Here is a 19,885-nt window from a genome sequence, read left to right as displayed (position 1 = left end):
CTCCATCCAACCGCACGTCGATCCCTAGATCGGGGTCAGGCCGTGTTTGCGCTGGACACGGTTGATCTGCTTGTCCCGCAGCAGGCGCATCGACTTGCGCAGCAGCAGCCGTGTCTGGTGCGGCTCGATGACCCCGTCGATGAAGCCGCGTTCGGCGGCCACCCACGGCACCGCCATCGTGGCGTTGTAGCCCTCGATGAAGTCGGCCTTGATCTTCTGCACCTCGGGTGCCGTCGGGTCCGGGAACCGCTTCACCAATAGCTGGGCCGCGCCCTCGGCGCCGATCACCGCGATGCGGGCCGTCGGCCAGGCGAAGTTGAAGTCGGCGGTCAGCTGCTTGGAACCCATCACCGCGTACGCGCCGCCGTAGGACTTGCGGATCGTGATGGTGACCTTCGGGACGTCGGCTTCGACCACCGCGTTGAGGAAGCGGCCGCCGCGCTTGATGATGCCGCCCTTCTCCTGCGCGACACCCGGCATGAACCCGGGGGTGTCGACGACGAACACCAGCGGAGTGTTGAACGCGTCGCAGAACCGCACGAACCGGGCGGCCTTGTCGGACGCCTCGTTGTCGATGGCGCCGGACATGTACATCGGCTGGTTGGCGATCACGCCGACCGGACGTCCGTCGACGCGCGCGAACGCGGTGATGATCGCCGGACCGGCCTGCTCACCGACCGGGAAGACGTCGCCGTCGTCGAAGATCCGCAGCAGGATCTCCATCATGTCGTAGGCCTGGTTGTCGGAGTCCGGCACGATCGCGTCCAGCTCCAGGTCGTGCGGGGTGATCTCCGGCTCCAGACCCGGGTTGACGACCGGCGGGTCGTCGAACGCGTTGGCCGGCAGGAAGCTCAGATAGTCGCGGACGTATTGGAACGCCGCGGCCTCGGACTCCACGACCTGGTGGATGTTGCCGTAGCGGGCCTGCGCGTCGGCGCCGCCGAGCTCGTCGAGGGTGACGTCCTCACCGGTGACGTCCTTGATGACGTCGGGCCCGGTGACGAACATGTAGCCCTGGTCGCGCACCGCGACGATCAGATCGGTCTGGATCGGCGAGTACACCGCACCGCCGGCGCACTTGCCGAAGATCAGCGAGATCTCGGGCACCAGGCCGCGCAGCAACTCGTGGCGGCGGCCGAGCTCGGCGTACCAGGCCAGCGACGTCGCGGTGTCCTGGATGCGCGCCCCGGCGGAGTCGTTGATACCGATGATCGGGCAGCCGACCATCGCGACCCACTCCATCAGGCGAGCGACCTTGCGGCCGAACATCTCACCGACCGAGCCCTGGAACACCGTCTGGTCGTGGCTGAAGACGCCGACCGGGCGGCCGTTGATCAGTCCGTGGCCGGTCACCACGCCGTCGCCGAACAGCGCGTCGGGGTCCCCCGGCGTCTTGGCCAGTGCGCCGATCTCCAGGAAGGTGCCCGGGTCGAGCAGCGCGTGGATGCGCTCACGCGCGCTGGGGATGCCCTTCTTGGCGCGTTTGGCGATGGCCTTCTCGCCGCCCGGCTCCTTGGCCTGCTCGAGCTTCTCGCGCAGTTCGGCGAGCAGCTCGGCGGTGGTCTTCGTCGTCACTTACCTTCACCCTCGTCCGAATTGCTCCTCGCGTGCGCGTCGATGGCGTCGATCGCCGCGCTCATATGTGCCCCGACTTTCGCAATGTACGGCTCGTCGATGGCCTGGATGTGCTCGCCCCCGATCGGCACGACCTCGAGGTCGCTGACGAACTCACCCCAGCCGCCGTCGGGCTGACGAATGCCGTAGCGCGGCTCGAAGAAGACCGCGTCGTCGTGGTAGCGGTCGGCCATGTAGAGCGTGACGTGCCCATCGTAGGACTGGATCTCCGCGGTCTCGAGCAGCCGGTTGTCCAGGTAGGACGTGCGCTGGTGCTCGATGATGCCGCCGGGGATGTCGACTCCGCTCTGCTTGACCGCGTCGAGGATGAACTGGACCTGCCCCTCGTCGTCGAGCGCCTCGAGCTCTTCGTACGGGATCGGCGGGACCTCCACGTTGAAGGTGCGCTGCGCGAACAACGCGTAGCGGTCCCACCGGGCGCGGGTCTCCTCCTTGGTCTGCGGGATCTCCTCACCCGGACGCACCGTGTCGATCAGCCCGACGAAACGCACGTCGCAACCCTTGCTCTTGAGTCCGAGAGCGCAGGCGTAGGCCAGCGCCCCGCCCAGCGACCAGCCCGCGAGGATGTAGGGGCCCGTGCCCTGGATCTCCATCAGCTTCGGCACGTACTGCGCGGCGCGCTCCTCGATGGACCCTTCGACGCGTTCGATGCCGAAGATCGGGGTGTCGGCCGGCAGCCGCTGCATCAGCGGCTCGTAGACCACCGTCGAGCCGCCCGCGGGATGGAACACGAACACCGGGACCCGGTCCGATCCCTCCTGCCGGGGACGCAGGGTGCGCACGAAACCGTCGACAACGCCGGCGTCCATCAGGTCACGCACGATGGTCGCCAACTGCTCGATGGTGCCGGCACCGGTGACCTGGTCGGCGGTGATGGTGCCGTCGGCGCGTTCGGACAGCCGCGCGGCCATCTTCTCGGCGACGTCGGCGTCGATCGACGGCAGCTCGTTGAAGATGCCGCCCGGCGACTTGCCGGTCACGATCGCCCACGTCGCGAACGTCACCCGCTCGGCCGCGTCACGCGGCGGCACATCGGCGCCCAGCGCCTCGGTGACGGCTTCCTGGGTCAGCACCTTCGCCGCCGCTGCGGCAGCAGTCGATTTGGGCCCAGCTGCGGCGGCCGTCGGCTTGGCCTGATTGCCGGGACCGGACGGGTCGGTCGGCGGGGCCGGGATGGACGGTCCGCTCGGGTCCCTGGGCGGCGGCGGGATGTCGCCGTCCTGCGTGCTCGGCGCGGCCTGCGGATCCGGCACCGGGGTGGTGGCCGTCGTCAGGTTCGCACCGGAGAGCACGGACGCCTGCTCGGAAGCAGCTTCTGCGAGCGGATGACCGGCCTCGGCCAGCTTGGCCTCCAGCTCGGCGACCGTACTGGCCCCGCCCATCAGCTCGGCCTGGGCGGCCGCGATCTCCTCGGCGCTCATGCCCTTCTGCGACTCGGCGATCTGGTCGACCTCGTCGCGGTGCTCGATGGCGTAGGTGATCAGTTTCTCCACGGCGTACAGGTTCGCGTCGCGCACCGCGGTGAGCTGGATCGGCGGCAGGTCGAAGTCGTACTCGACACGGTTCTTGATCCGCACCGCCATCAGCGAGTCCAGGCCGAGCTCGATCAGCGGGACCTCCCACGGCAGGTCCTCGGGCGCGTAACCCATTGCCGCGCCGACGATCGCGCCGAGCCGGTCGGCGATGGTCTCCCCGGAGTCCGGTGACCATTTCGCGAACCCGGCGGCCAGGCCCGCGCCTGCGGTCAGGTTGTCCTGCAGGATCGCCGCGCTGTCGTCCTCGGGTTCGGGTTCCGGTGTTGCCGCAGAGGCGATCTCGGTAACCGCGCCGGCCCCGACGGCGGTCGGCAGCACGGTCTGCGCACCGGCGCGGGTGACGATCGCGTCATAGACCAACGTGAACGACTCGTCGATGCGCGCGTGCACCTGCACGCTGGCCCCACCGGGGTGCCGGGTCAGGGTGGTCACCAGCCGCGCATCGTCGGCGGGCACGGCCCGCTGCTCCGACGCGGTCAGCTTGGCGTCCGGAAGGACTGCTGCAGCAGCGGCTTTCACGAGGTTGGCCAGCGCCTGACCGTCCACGGTCCCGCGGGCGCTGTACTCCCACACGTGCCGGCCGTCCGGGGTGGCGACGTGGTTGCCCGGCATCACCGTCGAGCTGTCGCCGGTGAACCGGACGTCGAGCCAGTGTTCCTTGCGCCGGAACCGCGTCGGCGGGATGTCGGCGAAGTCCAGCGCCCCACCCAGTCCGCGCGACCGGCGCGGGAACAGGGTCCGGAAGTCCAGGTCGTGGCCGTGCACGAACAGGTGCGCCATGGCCGTGGTCATCGAGTCGACCTCGTCCTGCTTACGGGCCAGCGTCGGGATCAGTTGCGCGTCATGCAGTCCCGCCGCAGCGGTGGTCAGCCCCACCTGCATCAGGGCCACCGGGTTGGGCGCCAACTCCAGGAACGTGGTGTGCCCGTTGTCGACCGCGTTGCGGATGCCCTGCGTGAAGTACACGCTGTGGCGCAGGCCCTTCTTCCAGTAGTCGACGTCGTGGATCGCGTCGGACCCGGCCCGGATCAGGCTGCCCTCGTGCACCGTCGAGTAGTACGGCACCTGCACGGGCCGCGCCTCGATGCCCTGCAACTCGGCGGCCAGCTCACCGAGCAGCGGATCCATCTGCGAGGTGTGGCTGGCGCCCTTGGTCTGGAACTTGCGGGCGAACTTCCCCTCGGACTCCGCGCGCGCGATGATCGCGTCGACCTGGTCCGGAGGCCCGCCGATGACGGTCTGGCTCGGCGCGGCGTAGACGCACACCTCGAGGTTCTCGAAGGCTTCATCCTCGCCGAAGACCGATACGATCTCCTCGGGCGAATACTCCACCAGCGCCATCAACCGGATGTACTCGCCGAACAGCATGGCCTCGCCCTCACCCATCAGGTGGGCGCGCGAGCAGATCGTGCGGGTGGCGTCCTCCAGCGACAGACCGTCGGAGAAGTACGCGGCGGCGGCCTCACCGAGCGACTGCCCGATCAGCGCACCGGGCTTGGCGCCGTGCGACTTGAGCAGCTCGCCGAGCGCGATCTGGATCGCGAAGATGACCAGCTGCACCTTCTCGATCGGGAGCTCGGTGGTCTCGTCGCTGTAATCGATCGCGTCGTCGAGGATGAGTTCGAGGACGGAATGGCCACGTTCGTCCTGAATGAGGCTGTCCACCTTGTTGATCCACTCGGCGAACGTCTCGTTGCGCAGATACAGGCTCTTGGCCATCTTGCGGTGCTGGGCACCGAAACCGGCCAGCACCCACACCGGGCCGTTGGTGACCGGCCCGTCGGCGGCGAGCACCGACGGGTGCGGTTTGCCCTCGGCCAGTGCGCGCAGCCCGGTGATCGCCTCGTCGTGGTCGTGGGCCAGCACCACCGCCCGGGAGCGGCCGTGGTTACGCCGCGACAGGGAGCGGCCGATGGCCTCCAGCGACGACTCCCGTCCGGCGGGGCTGTCGATCCAGTCGGCCAGCTCGGCGGCCGTGGCGCGCTTTCGTGAGGTCAAGAACCCCGAAACAGCCAGCGGGATCAGCGGTTTCGTCGGGTTCTCGGCTTCGGCCGCGGCCAGTTCCTCGCGGGCGATCTCCAACAGGCGCAGCGCCTCGTCGGTCAGGCCGGGCAACTCGGGTTCGTCGGCACCCACCACGCCGTAGAACTCCGGGTCGTGCGCGTCGTCGCCGAACTCGTCCTCGTCGTCCTCGTCCTCGACCAACATGCCGCCGACGTAGACGGCGGGCTTGCTGTCCCCGGCCGGGTTGACCACGGCCACCTCGGGTTCGGGGGCGGGTTCCACCAGATCCGACGGCAGCACCTCACGCACCACCAGATGGGCGTTGGCACCACCGAACCCGAAGCCCGACACACCGGCGATCGCCTGCCCGCTGTAGCGCGGCCAGTCGGTGACCGTGTCGGCGACCTTGAGGTGTTCGGCGTCGAAGTCGATGTACGGGTTGGGCCCGGCGTAGTTGATCGACGGCGGGATCTTGTTGCGCTGCAACGACAACGCGACCTTGGCGAGGCTGGCCGCCCCGGCCGCCGACTCCAGGTGCCCGATGTTGGACTTCACCGCGCCCAACAGGGCCGGTTTGTCGTCGGCGCGACCGCGACCCACCACCCGGCCCAGTGCGTCGGCCTCGATCGGGTCGCCCAGGATGGTGCCGGTGCCGTGCGCCTCGACGTAGTCGACGGTGCGCGGGTTGATGCCCGCGTCCTTGTAGGCCTTGCGCAGCACGGCTTCCTGCGCATCGGGGTTCGGCGCGAGCATGCCGTTGGACCGGCCGTCGTGGTTGACCGCACCGCCGGCGATCACGGCGATGATCTCGTCACCGTCGCGGCGGGCGTCCTCGAGGCGCTTGAGCACCACCATGCCGCCGCCCTCGGAACGGGCGTAACCGTCGGCGTCGGCGGAGAACGACTTGATCCGGCCGTCCGGCGCCAACACGCCGCCGACCTCGTCGAAGCCCAGCGTCACCAGCGGGGTGATCAGCGCGTTGACGCCGCCGGCGACCACCACGTCGGCGTCACCGGCGCGCAGCGCCTTGAGCCCTTCGTGCACAGCCACCAGCGACGACGAGCACGCGGTGTCGATGGACATCGACGGCCCGCGGAAGTCGTAGAAGTAGGAAACCCGGTTGGCGATCACCGCACTGGAGTTGCCGGTGATCGCGTATGGATGCGCGACCGCCGGGTCGGCGACCGACATGAACATGTAGTCGTTGACCGAGCTGCCGATGTAGACGCCGACGTTCTCGCCGCGCAGCGCCGACGCTGGAATGCGGGCGTGCTCCAACGCTTCCCAGGTCAACTCCAGGGCCATCCGCTGCTGCGGATCGATGTTGTCGGCCTCCATCTTCGACAGTGCGAAGAACTCGGCGTCGAAGCCCTTGATGTCGGACAGGTAGCCGCCGCGGGTACGGGCCTTGGCGACGCGCTCGGCGACACGGGGCTCGGACAGGAACTCCGACCACCGGCCCTCGGGCAGGTCGGTGATGGCGTCACGGCCCTCCAGCAGGGCGTCCCACATCTGGTCCGGGGTGTTCATGTCGCCCGGGAAGCGGGTCGAGACACCGACGATCGCGATGTTGGCGCGACCCTCGTCGACGTCTCGCGACCAGTCCTCGGCGTCCAGTGCCGCGGTGTCCTCTTCGGGCTCACCCTCGACGATGACGGTGGCCAGCGACTCGATGGTGGGGTGACGGAACGCGACCGTGGCGGTCAGCGTCACCCCTGTGAGGTCCTCGATGTCACTGGCCATGGCCACCGCGTCACGCGAGGACAAGCCGAGTTCCACCATCGGCGCGGACTCGCTGATCGAGTCCGGTGACTGACCCGTGGCGTTGCCGATCCAGTTGCGCAGCCACTGCCGCATCTCGGCGACAGACATGTCCGGCCCGTTCACCGGAGCCGCGGGCGAAACTGAATCTTCTTGCGGTTCAGTCATGTTCACATAACCTCACGATCAGCAGCCGGACAGCCGCCGTTGCCGTTGCTGGAGTTGATGCGTCAATCCGTCTCGTCCGGGAACGCATTGGCGATCTTGCCGCTGCGCAGGCTTCCGTCGAGATAGGCAGACCGGCAGGCCCGTCGGCCGATCTTGCCGCTGGAGGTGCGCGGGATGGCGCCGGCCGCGGTGAGCAGCACGTCACGCACCGTCACCCCGTGCCGGACCGCGATCGCGGCGCGGATGTCGTCGACGATCGGGCCCATCTCGAGCTTGTGCGCGCCGGGCGCGCGCTCACCGACGATCACGAGTTGCTCGGAGGTGTCGTCGGGGTCGCGCTTGAGACCCGAGTGGGCGTCTTCGAAGACCTCGTCGGGCAGCTGGTTGGCCGGCACCGAGAACGCCGCCACGAACCCGGTCCGCAGCGCCTTGCTGGCTTCCTGCGCGGAGTACTCGAGGTCCTGCGGGTAGTGGTTGCGTCCGTCGATGATGACCAGATCCTTGACGCGACCGGTGATGTAGAGCTCACCGTCGTGGTAGGCACCGAGGTCACCGGTGCGGACCCAGGTGGCGTCGTCGGGGGCGCCTTCGGCATGCGACGGGTTGGTGCGCGACTTGAGGATGTTCTGGAACGTGGCGATCGTTTCCTCGGGCTTGTTCCAGTAGCCGGTACCCATGTTCTGACCGCTGATCCAGATCTCGCCGATCTGGCCGTCGGGCAGCTCGGTGGCGGTGTCGTTGTCGACGATCACCGCCCACTCGGCGACGCCGATCTTGCCGGCGCCGGCCTGCGGCACCGCCTTCGGCGAATCGTCGGGCACCGGCACGAAGCGGTGGTTGTTCAGCTCGTCGCGATCGACCGAGGTGATCGTCGGCATCGCATCCATCGGCGTGGTCGACACGAACAGCGTCGCCTCGGCCAGACCGTAGGACGGCTTGATGGCCTGCGGCTTGAATCCGTACGGACCGAACGCCTCGTTGAAGCGGCGCACGGTCGCCGCCGAGATGGGCTCGCTGCCGTTGAGGATGCACTTGATGTTGGACAGATCCAGCGGGGGCTCGCCATCTTTGGGCACCCCACGCGCCGCGGCGTGGTCGAACGCGAAGTTCGGGGCCACCGAGATGGTGCCGCCGGTGTCTTCGGGCTTGCGCGCCATCTCGCGGATCCACCGGCCGGGCCGGCGGACGAACGCCGCCGGCGTCATGAAGGTGATGTAGTGCCCGAGCATCGGCGACAGCAGCACCGTGATCAGACCCATGTCGTGGAAGAACGGCAGCCACGACACGCCGCGGTCGCCCTCCTCGCCTTCGAGCGCCTCGATGACCTGCACGACGTTGGTGGCCAGGTTCAGGTGGGTGATCTGCACGCCGGTCGGGATGCGCGTCGAACCCGAGGTGTACTGCAGATAGGCGATGGTGTCGTGGGCGACGTGGATGGGCTCCCAGGTGGCGCCGACCTCGTCGGGCACCGCGTCGACGGCGATGACGCGGGGACGCTGGTTGGCCGGCCGGGTGCGGAAGAACTTGCGCACGCCCTCGGCGGCGGCGGTGGTGGTCAGGATCGCCGACGGTTCGCAGTCGTCGAGCACGGCGTGCAGCCGGCCCACGTGGCCTGGCTCGTTCGGATCGAACAGCGGCACCGCGATGCGGCCCGAATACAGCGTGCCGAAGAACGCGACCAGGTACTCGAGGTTCTGCGGGCACAGGATCGCGACGCGGTCGCCGGGCTGGGTCACCTGCTGCAGGCGGGCGCCGACGGCGCGGTTGCGGGCGCTGAAGTCGGCCCAGTTCAGGTCGCGGGCGACACCGTCACGTTCGGTGGAGAAGTCCAGGAAGCGGTAGGCCAGCTTGTCACCACGCACCTTCGCCCATCGTTCGACGTGCTTGACCAGGTTTCCGTTGTCGGGGAACTTGATCAATCCGTCCTTGAGGAACGGGTTGTGGAAGGCCATCTTTACTCCAATCAAGCGGAAGGAAATCCCGCGAAAATCCGTGCGCAATCATCGTCCCGAACCCGAAGATCGTACCGGGGAGTAGGCCCCCCACCCCATCAGCCACCGGCTGCGCTCTTAGATTTTCCTTAAACTGTTGGTAATGCTAAGCGACCTGCGCGGGCGTGCCAAATCTCGGACAGGTCCGTGTCGGTCACGGGTCAGCCATGTTTCGGCTGCGGCGCGTTATCGACGACGCTCTGCGCCCAGTTCAGCGTCCACTGCGTGGCCGACTGACCGTCGACGTTCCAGAACTCCGGCGTGGCGTACATCGCGTGCACCGGCTGACCGGCGCCACCGGCGAGAACTTCGAGGGTCTTCGGCAGCGCGGTGATGTTGAACGCCGACTCCGGGGCCGCACAGATCAGGTCCCCGCGTGCGCAGATCTCGTAGGTGCGGCCGTCGAGCATGCCGAACCCGCCGGGCCGCGGGCCCGTCATCGACAGCCCCAGCGCCGACAAGGTCGGCACCTCGTGCAACGTGATCTCCGCGCCCTGTCCCGGCGGGTTCGGACCGACGTCCTGGCCGACGCCGGCCTCACGCCGCCCGTCGGCGATCAACGTCACCCCGAGCACCAGGTCCTCGTCGACCGGGCCGCGTCCGTTGCCGATGTCGCTGGCGATGTCACCGGCGATCACCGCGCCCTGGGAGAAGCCGACCAGCACATAGCTGGTCAACGGGCACCGGTTGTTCATGTCGGTGATGGCGGCCACCGCGGCGCGGGTGCCTTCGGCGCGGCTGTCGTTGTAGGACATCTGGTTGTCCGCGGACAGCGGATTGTGGAACTGCGCGGTGTACGGGACGGTGTACACCTCGAGCCGGTCTGCGCCGAACTGCGCCCGGATCGGGTTGGTGACGTTGAGCAGCAACGCCGCCGGGAACTGCACCGGGTTGTACGGGTCGAGGGTGACCGACGACTCCCAGGTGCCCGGGATCGATACCAACTGCACGTCCGGGCAGCTGGCGTCCTGGAAGTCGGGCCGCGGCTTCTTCGTCGGCGGCACCGCGGTCGGTGGTACGGCCGTCGGCGGTACCGCGGTCTGCGGCGCGTCCGGCCGGCGCAGCACGACGATCACGATGGCCACGATGAGCACCACGACGAGGCCCACCGCGCCGGCGGCGATCAGCGCGAGCAAGCGGTGGCGTTTCCGCCGGTTGGTCTTCGCCATGAGGTGGGGGGCTCCTGGTCAGCAGAGTCGGTCGGTCGCGATGCGAATGTAGTCGGCCGTGGTGTCGCGGGTCGCAGGGTCATTCGCATCGGGGCCGACCATCGGCGCGATGAAATCCCATACCGCCTGGTCGGAGTGTTTCGCGGCGCGTGCCTGACACACGTAGGAGCCGATGCTCAACGCGGTGAGGTCGCTGGACGGGGCGACCCCCGCCGCGTGCAGAGCGTCGAGGTAGTCCTGCTGGCGCGGGGTGACCACCAGCGCGTTGGACTGGACGCCGGGTTCACCGGGACCGGGCAACCGGACCGAGGACTCACCGTGCGATGGGGCGGGCTCGGTCTCCGCGCCGAGGCCGGACATCACGTCGTCACCGAAGCCGCAGCCGCTCAGCACCGCCGCCGGCAGGGCGATCAGCGCCGACAATCCTGCCACCGCTGACATCGCTGACCGTGAGCCGTATTGCACGCCGTCCAAGGTACCGGCCGGTTGCTGAGGATCAGCTGAGCGACAGCAGCTCTCAGCGCAACACGGCCGCCAGTTCGCCCGACATCGCGGCCAGCTGCGCGCTCCACGAACCCCAGTCGTGGTTGCCGGAGGTCGGGAAGTCGAAGTGGCCGTTGCCGCCGCCGGCGCCGCGGTAGTGCTGATAGAACGAGCGGTTGCTGCCCTGGGCCTGATCGCAGTAGCCGATCATCGCCGGCACATCGGTGCACGTGGTGGTCCCGGGGCTGTACACCCACAGCCGGGTGTTGTTGTTGACCAGCAGCTGCACGTGCACGTCGGGGTCGTGCCACTTCCAGCGGCCCAGCTGGGGCAGCCCCCACATGTTGCGGGTGTCGACTCCGCCGAACCGCGCGAGCCCGGCGGTGATGGCCCCGTTCATGGCGGTCGCCGACGGGGTCAGAAATCCCGACAGCGACCCGGCGTAGCGGTAGCGGCCGGGGTGGAAGGCGGCCAGCGTCAGCGCACCCGTGCCGCCCTGGGCGGCGCCGACGATGCCGTGCCCGCCCTGGGCGAGACCCTTGTTCGCGGCCAGCCAGTTCGGCAGCTCGTCGGCCAGGAACGTCTCCCACTGCTTGCTGCCGTCCTGCTCCCAGTTGGTGTACATGCTCCACGCGCCGCCGGCCGGCGCGACCACCGACACCCCGGAGCCGGCCAGTGTGCTCATCGCGTTGCCCGCGGTGACCCAGTTGCTGACGTCGGGTGCGGCGTTGAACGCGTCGAGCAGAACCACCGCGTGCGGACCGCCACCCTGGAACGCGACCGGGATGTCGCGGCCCATGGCCGGCGACGGCACCATGAGGAACTCGACCCCCTGCGCCTGCGCGGGGGCGGTCTGCCCGGCCCACGGCGTCACACCCGCCGACCACAGCGCAACGGCCGCCACCACCGCAAGGACCGACCGCATCACCGCACGCATCACATCACCTTTGCTCGACAGGGGTTTCCGCAAGGTAGTGAACCACATCACCGCGACGGTGCGGGGGCGAAGCGGGACCGGAAACGACCGACGGCGGCGACCCCCACAGGGTCACCGCCGTCGTGTCGTGCGTGGATTAGCCGCCCGCGGAAACGGGCGCGACCGCGGTCGCGGCGTCAGCCGGAGCCGACGGCTGCGGGACGGCACCGAGCACCCGCTGGACGTCCGGCTTCATCTGCTGCAGCTGCTGACCCCAGTACGGCCAGTCGTGGGTACCGCCGGACGGGAAGTTGAACACGCCGTTCTTACCGCCCGCGGCGATGTACTCCTCCTGGAAGGTCTTGTTGGTGCGCAAGGTGAGGCTTTCCAGGAACTTGGCGGGCAGGTTGTCGCCCGCGATGGTCCCGTTGACCTCGGCCGGCTTGCCGTTGCCGCAGAACACCCAGATGCGGGTGTTGTTGGCGACCAGCTTGCCCATGTTGACCATCGGGTCGTTGCGCTTCCAGGCGCTGTTGGGGTCTTCGGTGCGTCCCCACATGTCGTTGGCGTCGTAGCCGCCCGCGTCACCCATCGAGAGGTTGATCAGGAACGGCCACCAGCCCTCGGACGGGTTCAGGTAGCCCGACAGGGAACCGGCGTACTGGAACTGCTGCGGGTGGTAGATCGCCAGGGTCAGCGCCGCGGAACCGGCCATCGACAGGCCGACGGCCGCGTTGCGGTTCGGGTCCACGCCGTGGTTGGCGGCCAGGTAGGCGGGCAGCTCCTGGGTCAGGAACGTCTCCCACTTGTAGGTGGTGCAACCGGTCTTGCCGCAGGCCGGGCTGTACCAGTCGCTGTAGAAGCTGGACTGGCCGCCGACCGGCATGACCACCGCGAGACCGGAGTCGAGGTACCACTCGAAGGCCTGGGTGTTGATGTCCCAGCCGTTGAAGTCGTCCTGCGCGCGCAGGCCGTCGAGCAGGTAGAGGCCGGGGGCGTTGGGCCCGCCGCTCTGGAACTGCACCTTGATGTCACGGCCCATCCCCGCCGACGGCACCATCAGGTACTCGACCGGCAGGCCGGGACGAGAGAACGCCCCGGCAGTCGCCGAACCGCCGATCGTGCCGACCAGCGCGGGCAGAACCGCCGCCACCATGGCTGCCACCGTGAACCGGCGCCACGAGACCTTGGCTGCCCCGCGCAGCCTCCCAACCAACTTCATGCGTTTGTCAATCCAATCTGTCGTCAAGCAGCGGCGGACCATCGGTGCTTCGAAACGCTCCCGGCCGCAAAGCTGCCCGTGTAGTCAACCACACCCTTGTGGCGATCTCTTCGCGTCGCGATCGGCCCGCGACGCCCGTCACATGTCTTATCTGACCGACATGGCTGCAACGTTACGAAAGCAGAAGAACCACGTGGTCAACAAATCGGCACGTCCGTAGCCGTCATGGTCTACGGGCCCGTGGCGGGCATACCCGTGTAGGGCGGGTTGACCCGTTCGGGCACCGGAAGGCCGCAGCGTTCGAGTTCGTAGAGCGGCACTCGGTCGATCCGGTAGCTCGTGTACTTCGCGGCGTTGACGACATTCGACAGGAACCGGCGTGGCCCCATCGGGGCGCGCCGGGCCGCCAGGACCGCTTCTGTCTCCGGACATTTCAGCGCCGCCTCGGCCTGGCGGATCCAGTCCTCGTCCAGGTAGCGCGGAATCCACGGCGGCTCCTTGAGGAACGGACCCTCGGCCACCGCCCAGTCGGGGAACAGGTTCTTGTCGTGGCCGATCCGACCGTCCTCGAGCCGCTCCGTGTGCGCCGCCAACGGGTTGGCCAGTCCGATCTGGTCGATCACCCGGACGTCCAGACCGAGGTTCATGCCGGTCATGCCGAGGTTGGTGAAGAACACGGTGTGCGGGCCCCGGTAGTCCGGTGTGCGCAGGTCCGGCGGCGGCGGGATGGCCGGCACCACGTCCCACTGGTCGTAGTTGCCCGCCGGCAGCAGCAGCGCCCCGTCGGGGGTGTTGTCGATCGCGATCAGCGCCGCCCGCATCCGCGGATAGTCCAGGTAGTCGGCGGCGGTCAGCGGATGCGCGTGCCCCGTGGCCTGGGAGTAGAACCGCCGTTCGTCGACGATGCCGCTGTAGGTGACCCGGGTGGCGTCGGCACCCATGCCGGGTGAATTGGCCGCCCACAGCGCCCATCCGGCCACTGCGAGCCACAGCACCGCGGTGGCTCCGGCGTACAGGTAGCCCGCGCCGCGGGCCATCCGGGTCCGGTCCGGCAGCATCAAGGGAATCACCGACACCGGAGCCAGCAGGCAGAACATCGGCGTCAGCAGGACCCGGCCGTGCATGAAGTCCCCGCCCTGCCGGACCCAGTACACCGCCTGCAGCAGCCCGCTGGCGAGCATGAAAACCACGACCGCCGTGGGGTTCTGCACGACCCGCGCCCACCGGGCGGTGCCCTCGGGCGCACGCCGGTTCACCCACGCCGGCCGGCCGCGCAGCAACATCACCATGACCGCGAGCCCGATCAGCAGCACCGCCGGCGCCCACAACAGGTAGGGCTGGTTGAAGTTGGCGAGGTAGGCCAGGCCCTGGTCCCACTTCGAGCCCGAGGCGTCCTTGGCCAGCGCGGTGCCGGGAAAGAGCAACCCGTAGTAGCCCATCCGGAAGATCTGATAGCCCACGGGCAGCAGCCCGCCGGCGACGATGATCACGGCGCGGCGACGCCAGTCGGGGGCCGCCACCAGCATCATCACCAGCGCTGCTCCGCCGATCAAGGCCAGTTCCGGCCGCACCAGCACCGACAACCCGGCGACGAAAGCCAGTGCGACGATGAAGATCTGGTCGGTCTGAGGCGCGGTTCGAGGTTTACGCAGGGCCTGCGACCAGCAGACCATCATCCACCACAGCAGCCCGAGATAGGCCAGCACGAGCCCGTTTTCGAGGCCGGAGGTCGCGAAGTCGCGGGCCGGCGGCACCGCGATGTAGACCAGGGCACCGGCGGGCAGCAGCACCGCGCTGCGGCCGGCCAGGCTGGGCGCGTACAGACGTGCGGTGCCCAGCATCACGAACACCACACCCAGCACCGAGAGGACGAAGGCCAGCACCAGGACCACGTACTCCAGGCGGGCCGACCCGCTGACCAGACTGGCCACGTACACCAGATACGACCACACCGTCGACGTGTTGGCCTCCACCCGTTCTCCGGCGTTGAACACCGGGCCGTTGCCCGCCAACAGGTTCCGCACCGTGCGCAGCACGATCAAGCCGTCGTCGGCGATCCACCGGCGCTGGTAGGCGCCCCACGCGAACAGGGCGGCCACCACCGTGACGCTGACCCACAGGCTCAGGCGCACCCACCGGTGGTAGGGATGGGCCGGCCAGCGGCGCAGCAGGTCGTCCACCGCCGAACCACGCGCCGGCGCGCGCTCAGCTGAGGAAGATTGCGGCACCGATGCTTCCGATCCACGCGACCGCGAGCAGCTGCAGCACCCGGTCTTTCAACGCGATCTCCTCCGGCTCGCCGGCCAGGCCTCCGTCGACGTCGACCGCGTAGCGCAGGATCGCGATCACGAACGGGACCATCGACACCACGAACCAGGAGGTCGATCCGGTGGCGTCACGCTCGAAAGCCCACAGGCCGTAACACAACACCAGCGCCGTCGCCGACAGCGTCCACACGAAACGCAGATATGAACTGGTGTAGGCCTCCAGCGACTTGCGGATCTTCGCGCCGGTGCGTTCGGCCAGTTGCAGTTCGGCGTAACGCTTTCCGGCCGCCATGAACAGCGAGCCGAACGCCATCATCAACAGGAACCATTGGGACAACGGCACATCGGCGGCCACACCGCCGGCGATGGCCCGGATCAGGAAGCCCGAGGACACGATGCAGATGTCGATCACCGGCTGGTGCTTCAGACCGAAACAGTAGGCCAGCTGGATGGCGATGTAGACCGCCATCACCAACGCCAGGTTCGGGGTGACCAGCCACGAGATTCCCAGGGAGGCCACGGCCAGCACCGCGGCCAGCGTGTAGGCCAGCCATTCGGGCACCACCCCGGCCGCGATCGGGCGGAAGCGTTTGGTGGGGTGCGCGCGGTCGGCCTCGACGTCGCGCGCGTCGTTGATCAGATACACACACGAGGCCGCCAGGCTGAACACCACGAACGCGAGCAGCACCCGCACCAGGACTTCGCGGTAGTCGTAGACGTACCGGTCGTCGCCCAGGGCGGCCACCGGCGCGGCGAACACGAGCACGTTCTTGACCCACTGCCGGGGCCGCAACGCCTTGACGATTCCGCCGGCCAGACTCTTCGGCGGCCCGACCGCCGTGGCCTCCTGCTGCCCGGACCCGCTCATCGGTTTCGTCTCCTCTTCGCGCGAGCGCTCATCGGCATCCTCCTTCGCCCGCCGCCCGGGCGCTGACCCGCGCCACGCCCTTCGCGACCACGGCGCCGACCGCGATCCCGGTCAGCACGTCGCTGGGATAGTGCACACCCAGCACCAAGCGCGACAACGCCATCGGCGGCACCAGCAGAGCCGGCAGCGGCAACCCGGTCGGCCGGGCCAGCAGCAGCGCGGCCGCGGTGGTCGAGGTGGCATGCGCCGACGGGAAACTCAGCCGGCTGGGGGTGCCGACGTTGACCGCGATCGCCGGGTGGCTGGGCCGGGTGCGCCGGACCACACGCTTGATGAGTACGGCGGCCGCATGCGCGGCGAACGCGCCGGCCCCGGCGGCGACGTACTCCCGGCGGCGCCGCGGAACCAGCGCCGCACCGACCGCGGCCGCGGCCAGCCAGCCGAGGCTGTGCTCCCCGAAATGCGACATCGCGCGCGCGGTGGTCAACACCCCGGGGCGATGCGCGAGCGCCGACTGCACGGCCACCAGCACGGCATCCTCGCCGCGCGGGTGCTCATCCATGGGCGGGTTCCGACGCAGGGTTGAGCACGGTCTCCCACTTCTGGGTACTGGTCAGCATCGGCAGCGCGGCCCGGTACTCCTTGCGCAGCTTGTCGAACTTGCGGACCAACAGAGCCTGGCGCTTCAGCGACTCCCGGAGCAGTTCTGCCATCTTCTCCCGGTCCCGCTGCCGGTAGACCACGCCGCGACCATCGGCGGTGGTCACGGTGACGCCGTCGACCGCGCACAACGAGAACCATCGGGCGTCCTGGGTGGCGACGTTGCTCTGGGGCCGGACGTGATGGGCCGGGTCGTGCGGTTTGAGCTGGTGGACGACGCCGCGGCCCAGCCGCCACAGGATGGCCGGCTTGCTGGTCGGGATCGGGACGGGCCGGCGCCTGCGATCCGTCGGCGGCGGCAGCGCGGTCGCGCCGGGCAGCACGACCGCGTCGGGGTACTCCTCGCGCATCTTGCGCACCGTCGGCAGCGCCGACTCCAGGATGGAGAACAGGTTGTCCGGTCCGGCCAGGAAGTCGTCCATCGCCTTGTTCTGGATGGCCACCGTCGAATATTCAAGGCAGAGAAGGTGTTTCATGGTGGCCTTGAAGTGGCTGGCGACCAGTCCGCGGATGTTGCCGTCCCAGTGCAGGGCCGCGACGATCAGCCGGTTGCGCAGGTGGAAGTAGGCCTGCCAGTCGATGGCGTCGTCCTTGTCGCTCCAGGCCATGTGCCAGATCGCCGCGCCGGGCAGGGTGACGGTCGGGTAGCCGTGCTCGCCGGCCCGCAGACCGTATTCGGCGTCGTCCCACTTGATGAACAGCGGCAGCGGTTGCCCGAGTTCCTCGGCGACCCGCCGCGGGATCATGCACATCCACCAGCCGTTGTAGTCGACGTCGATCCTGCGGTGCAGCAGCTGGCTGCGCCGCTCCTCCTCGTCGGCCAGCGGGTACTTCGCGAAGTTGTGGTCGTACTCGGTGTTCAGGGCATTGGTCCACATGAAGTTGGCCTGGTCGACCATCTCGCCCATGACGTGCAGGTGCGACGGCTCCTGCAGGTTGAGCATCTGTCCGCCGACCAGCGTGGGGACCTTGGCGAAACGGCTCAACGCCAGCGCCCGCAGGATCGAGTCGGGCTCGATGCGGATGTCGTCGTCCATGAACAGGATCTGTTCGCAGTCGGTGTTCTTCAGCGCCTCGTACATCACCCGGCTGTAGCCGCCCGAGCCACCGAGGTTCGGCTGGTCGTGGATGGTCAGCCGGTCCCCGAGCGCCGCGGCGGCGGCGGCGAAGTCCGGATGGTCCTTGGCCTTGGCGGTGCCCTGGTCGGAGACGACGACCGCGCCGATCACCTCGTCGACCCTCGGATCCGACGTCAGCGCGGCCAGCGCGTTGACGCAGTCGGCGGGCCGGTTGAACGTCGGGATGCCGACGGTGACGTCGGCCCGGCCGGGCGCGGGCACCGGCGCGTACCAGCCGGCGGCGTGCACCGTCGACGCGGTGGAGGTGGTGATGTCGAACCACACCCAGCCGCCGTCCTCGAACGGCGAGAGGTCGATCTCGAACTCGACAGAGGCGCTGGCGCCGACATCAGACCCAGTGGCGGGTTCTGCTTGCACGCTCTCGATAGGGGCGCCGCCGACGGTGATCCGGGCACCGGTGGACTTGGAGCGGTAGACGTCCACCCGTGCGTTGCCGGTCAGTTCGACCCGCAGCACCACGGTGTCCAGGGTCGACCAACGACGCCAGTAACTGGCCGGGAACGCGTTGAAGTACGTGGCGAACGACACCTCGGAGTCCGCGCCGATCTGCAGCTCGGTGCGCGACGGCGCATGTGCGCGCCGGGCGTTGGTGTCCGATTCGGCGATGTAGAGCTTGCGCACGTCGAGCGGCTCCCCGGGGCGCGGCAGGATCACGCGGGCCAGCGGGCTCACCGCACGCGACTGCCCGGGCGCCAGGGCGCCGGACGGGATGTCACTCATTGTCGGTTGCTTTCTGTCTCGGGATCGCTCAGCGGCAGCCCGTCCCGCAGGTGGGGCGCGAGCGTGTTGTCGTACATGTTCAGGGCGCTGGCGATCGCCATGTGCATGTCCAGGTATTGGTAGGTGCCGAGCCGACCGCCGAACAGCACCTTCGACGAGGCGGTCTCGGCCTTGGCGCGGGCCCGGTAGGCGGCCAGGATCGCACGGTCGGCGTCGGTGTTGATCGGATAGTAGGGCTCGTCGTCGTTCTCGGCGAACCGCGAGTACTCCCGCATGATGACCGTCTTGTCGTTCGGATAGTCACGCTCGGGGTGGAAGTGCCGGAACTCGTGGATGCGGGTGTAGGGCACGTCGGCGTCGTTGTAGTTCATGACCGGGGTGCCCTGGAAATCGCCGCAGTCGTCGAGCACCTCGAGCTCGAAGTCCAGGGTGCGCCAGCCCAGGCGGCCCTCCGCATAGTCGAAGTACCGGTCCAGCGGGCCGGTGTAGACCACCGGCGCCGAGGGGCTCTCGGCGCGCAACCGGTCGCGCACGTCGAACCAGTCGGTGTCCAGGCGGACCTCGATGCGGTCGTCGGCGGCCATGTTCTCCAGCCAGGCGGTGTAACCGTCGACCGGGAGTCCCTCGTAGGTGTCGTTGAAGTAGCGGTTGTCGAATGTGTAGCGCACCGGCAACCGGGTGATGTTGCTCGCCGGCAGCTGCTTGGGGTCGGTCTGCCACTGCTTGGCGGTGTAGTGCTTGACGAACGCCTCGTAGAGGGGGCGGCCGATCAGCGAGATGGCCTTCTCCTCCAGGTTCTGCGCGTCGGCGGTCGCGATCTCGCTGGCCTGCTCGGCGATCAGCGCCCGCGCCTCGTCCGGCGAGTAGTAGCGCCCGAAGAACTGGCAGACCAGACCCAGGCCCATCGGGAACTGGTAGGCCTGCCCGTTGTGCAGCGCGAAGACGCGGTGTTGGTAGCCGGTGAACTCGGTGAACTGACGCACGTAGTCCCACACCCGCTTGTTGCTGGTGTGGAAGAGGTGGGCGCCGTACTTGTGGACCTCGATCCCGGTCCGGGGCTCGGGTTCGGAGTACGCGTTGCCGCCGATGTGGCTGCGGCGTTCGATCACGAGCACCCGCTTGCCCAGTTGCGTCGCCGCCCGCTCTGCGATCGTCAGGCCGAAGAAGCCGGAACCGACGACGAACAGATCGTAGGGCTCAGGAGAGATCATCGGCAGCAAGGGTATCGGACTGCGCTCGCCGTCCCCGATTCGGCGCAGCGGCGTAGGTCGCGATTGGCTCACGATTCAATATCGTCACTCTATTCACAGCAGTCACTTCAGTACCATCGATCGCGTAACCCGATTT

At 68.6% G+C, this 19,885-nt stretch carries 12 protein-coding genes; all 12 read right to left on the bottom strand.

Features of this window, described 5'->3' with window-relative positions; translation table 11 throughout:
• Nucleotides 1–24 precede the first annotated feature (24 nt).
• Nucleotides 25–1,575 (bottom strand): acyl-CoA carboxylase subunit beta, encoded by a 1,551-nt coding sequence (locus ACAG25_RS05945; protein WP_370487371.1) that lies wholly within the window; start codon nucleotides 1,573–1,575, stop codon nucleotides 25–27.
• The gene (gene pks13, locus ACAG25_RS05940) at nucleotides 1,572–7,103 is read right to left on the bottom strand and encodes a polyketide synthase Pks13 (RefSeq protein WP_370487370.1); all 5,532 of its coding nucleotides are present in this window, start codon (nucleotides 7,101–7,103) and stop codon (nucleotides 1,572–1,574) included. The genes ACAG25_RS05945 and pks13 overlap by 4 nt, the downstream gene beginning before the upstream one ends.
• Before the next feature lie 62 nt (nucleotides 7,104–7,165).
• Nucleotides 7,166–9,055: a long-chain-fatty-acid--AMP ligase FadD32 gene (gene fadD32, locus ACAG25_RS05935; protein WP_370487369.1), complete on the bottom strand. Its 1,890-nt coding sequence runs from the start codon at nucleotides 9,053–9,055 to the stop codon at nucleotides 7,166–7,168.
• A gap of 200 nt (nucleotides 9,056–9,255) precedes the next feature.
• The gene (locus ACAG25_RS05930; protein WP_370487368.1) at nucleotides 9,256–10,263 is read right to left on the bottom strand and encodes a cutinase family protein; all 1,008 of its coding nucleotides are present in this window, start codon (nucleotides 10,261–10,263) and stop codon (nucleotides 9,256–9,258) included.
• Nucleotides 10,264–10,281: 18 nt separating this feature from the next.
• A complete protein-coding gene (locus tag ACAG25_RS05925) occupies nucleotides 10,282–10,704 on the bottom strand; it encodes a DUF732 domain-containing protein (RefSeq protein WP_370487367.1) in 423 nt (140 codons plus the stop codon).
• Nucleotides 10,705–10,780: 76 nt separating this feature from the next.
• Complete coding sequence (locus ACAG25_RS05920) at nucleotides 10,781–11,683, bottom strand: alpha/beta hydrolase-fold protein (protein WP_370487366.1); 903 nt, start codon at nucleotides 11,681–11,683, stop codon at nucleotides 10,781–10,783.
• Nucleotides 11,684–11,819: 136 nt separating this feature from the next.
• Nucleotides 11,820–12,884, bottom strand: coding sequence for an esterase family protein (locus tag ACAG25_RS05915; protein ID WP_370487365.1), 1,065 nt, complete (start codon nucleotides 12,882–12,884; stop codon nucleotides 11,820–11,822).
• Between the two features lie 230 nt (nucleotides 12,885–13,114).
• Nucleotides 13,115–15,112, bottom strand: a complete 1,998-nt coding sequence (gene zomB, locus ACAG25_RS05910; protein WP_370487363.1) for a flagellar motor control protein ZomB — start codon at nucleotides 15,110–15,112, stop codon at nucleotides 13,115–13,117.
• Complete coding sequence (locus ACAG25_RS05905; RefSeq protein WP_370487362.1) at nucleotides 15,090–16,019, bottom strand: decaprenyl-phosphate phosphoribosyltransferase; 930 nt, start codon at nucleotides 16,017–16,019, stop codon at nucleotides 15,090–15,092. The genes zomB and ACAG25_RS05905 overlap by 23 nt, the downstream gene beginning before the upstream one ends.
• A gap of 28 nt (nucleotides 16,020–16,047) precedes the next feature.
• The gene (locus tag ACAG25_RS05900) at nucleotides 16,048–16,581 is read right to left on the bottom strand and encodes a phosphatase PAP2 family protein (RefSeq protein WP_370487361.1); all 534 of its coding nucleotides are present in this window, start codon (nucleotides 16,579–16,581) and stop codon (nucleotides 16,048–16,050) included.
• Nucleotides 16,574–18,538, bottom strand: a complete 1,965-nt coding sequence (locus ACAG25_RS05895; protein ID WP_370487360.1) for a glycosyltransferase — start codon at nucleotides 18,536–18,538, stop codon at nucleotides 16,574–16,576. The genes ACAG25_RS05900 and ACAG25_RS05895 overlap by 8 nt, the downstream gene beginning before the upstream one ends.
• Nucleotides 18,535–19,749, bottom strand: coding sequence for a UDP-galactopyranose mutase (glf, locus tag ACAG25_RS05890; RefSeq protein WP_370487359.1), 1,215 nt, complete (start codon nucleotides 19,747–19,749; stop codon nucleotides 18,535–18,537). The genes ACAG25_RS05895 and glf overlap by 4 nt, the downstream gene beginning before the upstream one ends.
• Nucleotides 19,750–19,885 lie beyond the last annotated feature (136 nt).

The organism is Mycobacterium sp. pV006 (assembly GCF_041287115.1).
Lineage (GTDB): Bacteria > Actinomycetota > Actinomycetes > Mycobacteriales > Mycobacteriaceae > Mycobacterium.
The sequence above is the reverse complement of the archived record's forward strand: the minus strand, read 5'-3'. Positions and strand labels throughout refer to the sequence as shown.

Excerpts from the sequence above, each read along its gene's own strand:
- pks13 (WP_370487370.1), bottom strand. The coding sequence starts at position 7,103 with ATGACTGAACCGCAAGAAGATTCAGTTTCGCCCGCGGCTCCGGTGAAC.
- fadD32 (WP_370487369.1), bottom strand. The coding sequence starts at position 9,055 with ATGGCCTTCCACAACCCGTTCCTCAAGGACGGATTGATCAAGTTCCCC.
- ACAG25_RS05930 (WP_370487368.1), bottom strand. The coding sequence starts at position 10,263 with ATGGCGAAGACCAACCGGCGGAAACGCCACCGCTTGCTCGCGCTGATC.
- ACAG25_RS05925 (WP_370487367.1), bottom strand. The coding sequence starts at position 10,704 with ATGTCAGCGGTGGCAGGATTGTCGGCGCTGATCGCCCTGCCGGCGGCG.
- ACAG25_RS05920 (WP_370487366.1), bottom strand. The coding sequence starts at position 11,683 with ATGCGTGCGGTGATGCGGTCGGTCCTTGCGGTGGTGGCGGCCGTTGCG.
- ACAG25_RS05915 (WP_370487365.1), bottom strand. The coding sequence starts at position 12,884 with ATGAAGTTGGTTGGGAGGCTGCGCGGGGCAGCCAAGGTCTCGTGGCGC.
- ACAG25_RS05905 (WP_370487362.1), bottom strand. The coding sequence starts at position 16,019 with ATGAGCGGGTCCGGGCAGCAGGAGGCCACGGCGGTCGGGCCGCCGAAG.
- ACAG25_RS05900 (WP_370487361.1), bottom strand. The coding sequence starts at position 16,581 with ATGGATGAGCACCCGCGCGGCGAGGATGCCGTGCTGGTGGCCGTGCAG.
- ACAG25_RS05895 (WP_370487360.1), bottom strand. The coding sequence starts at position 18,538 with ATGAGTGACATCCCGTCCGGCGCCCTGGCGCCCGGGCAGTCGCGTGCG.
- glf (WP_370487359.1), bottom strand. The coding sequence starts at position 19,749 with ATGATCTCTCCTGAGCCCTACGATCTGTTCGTCGTCGGTTCCGGCTTC.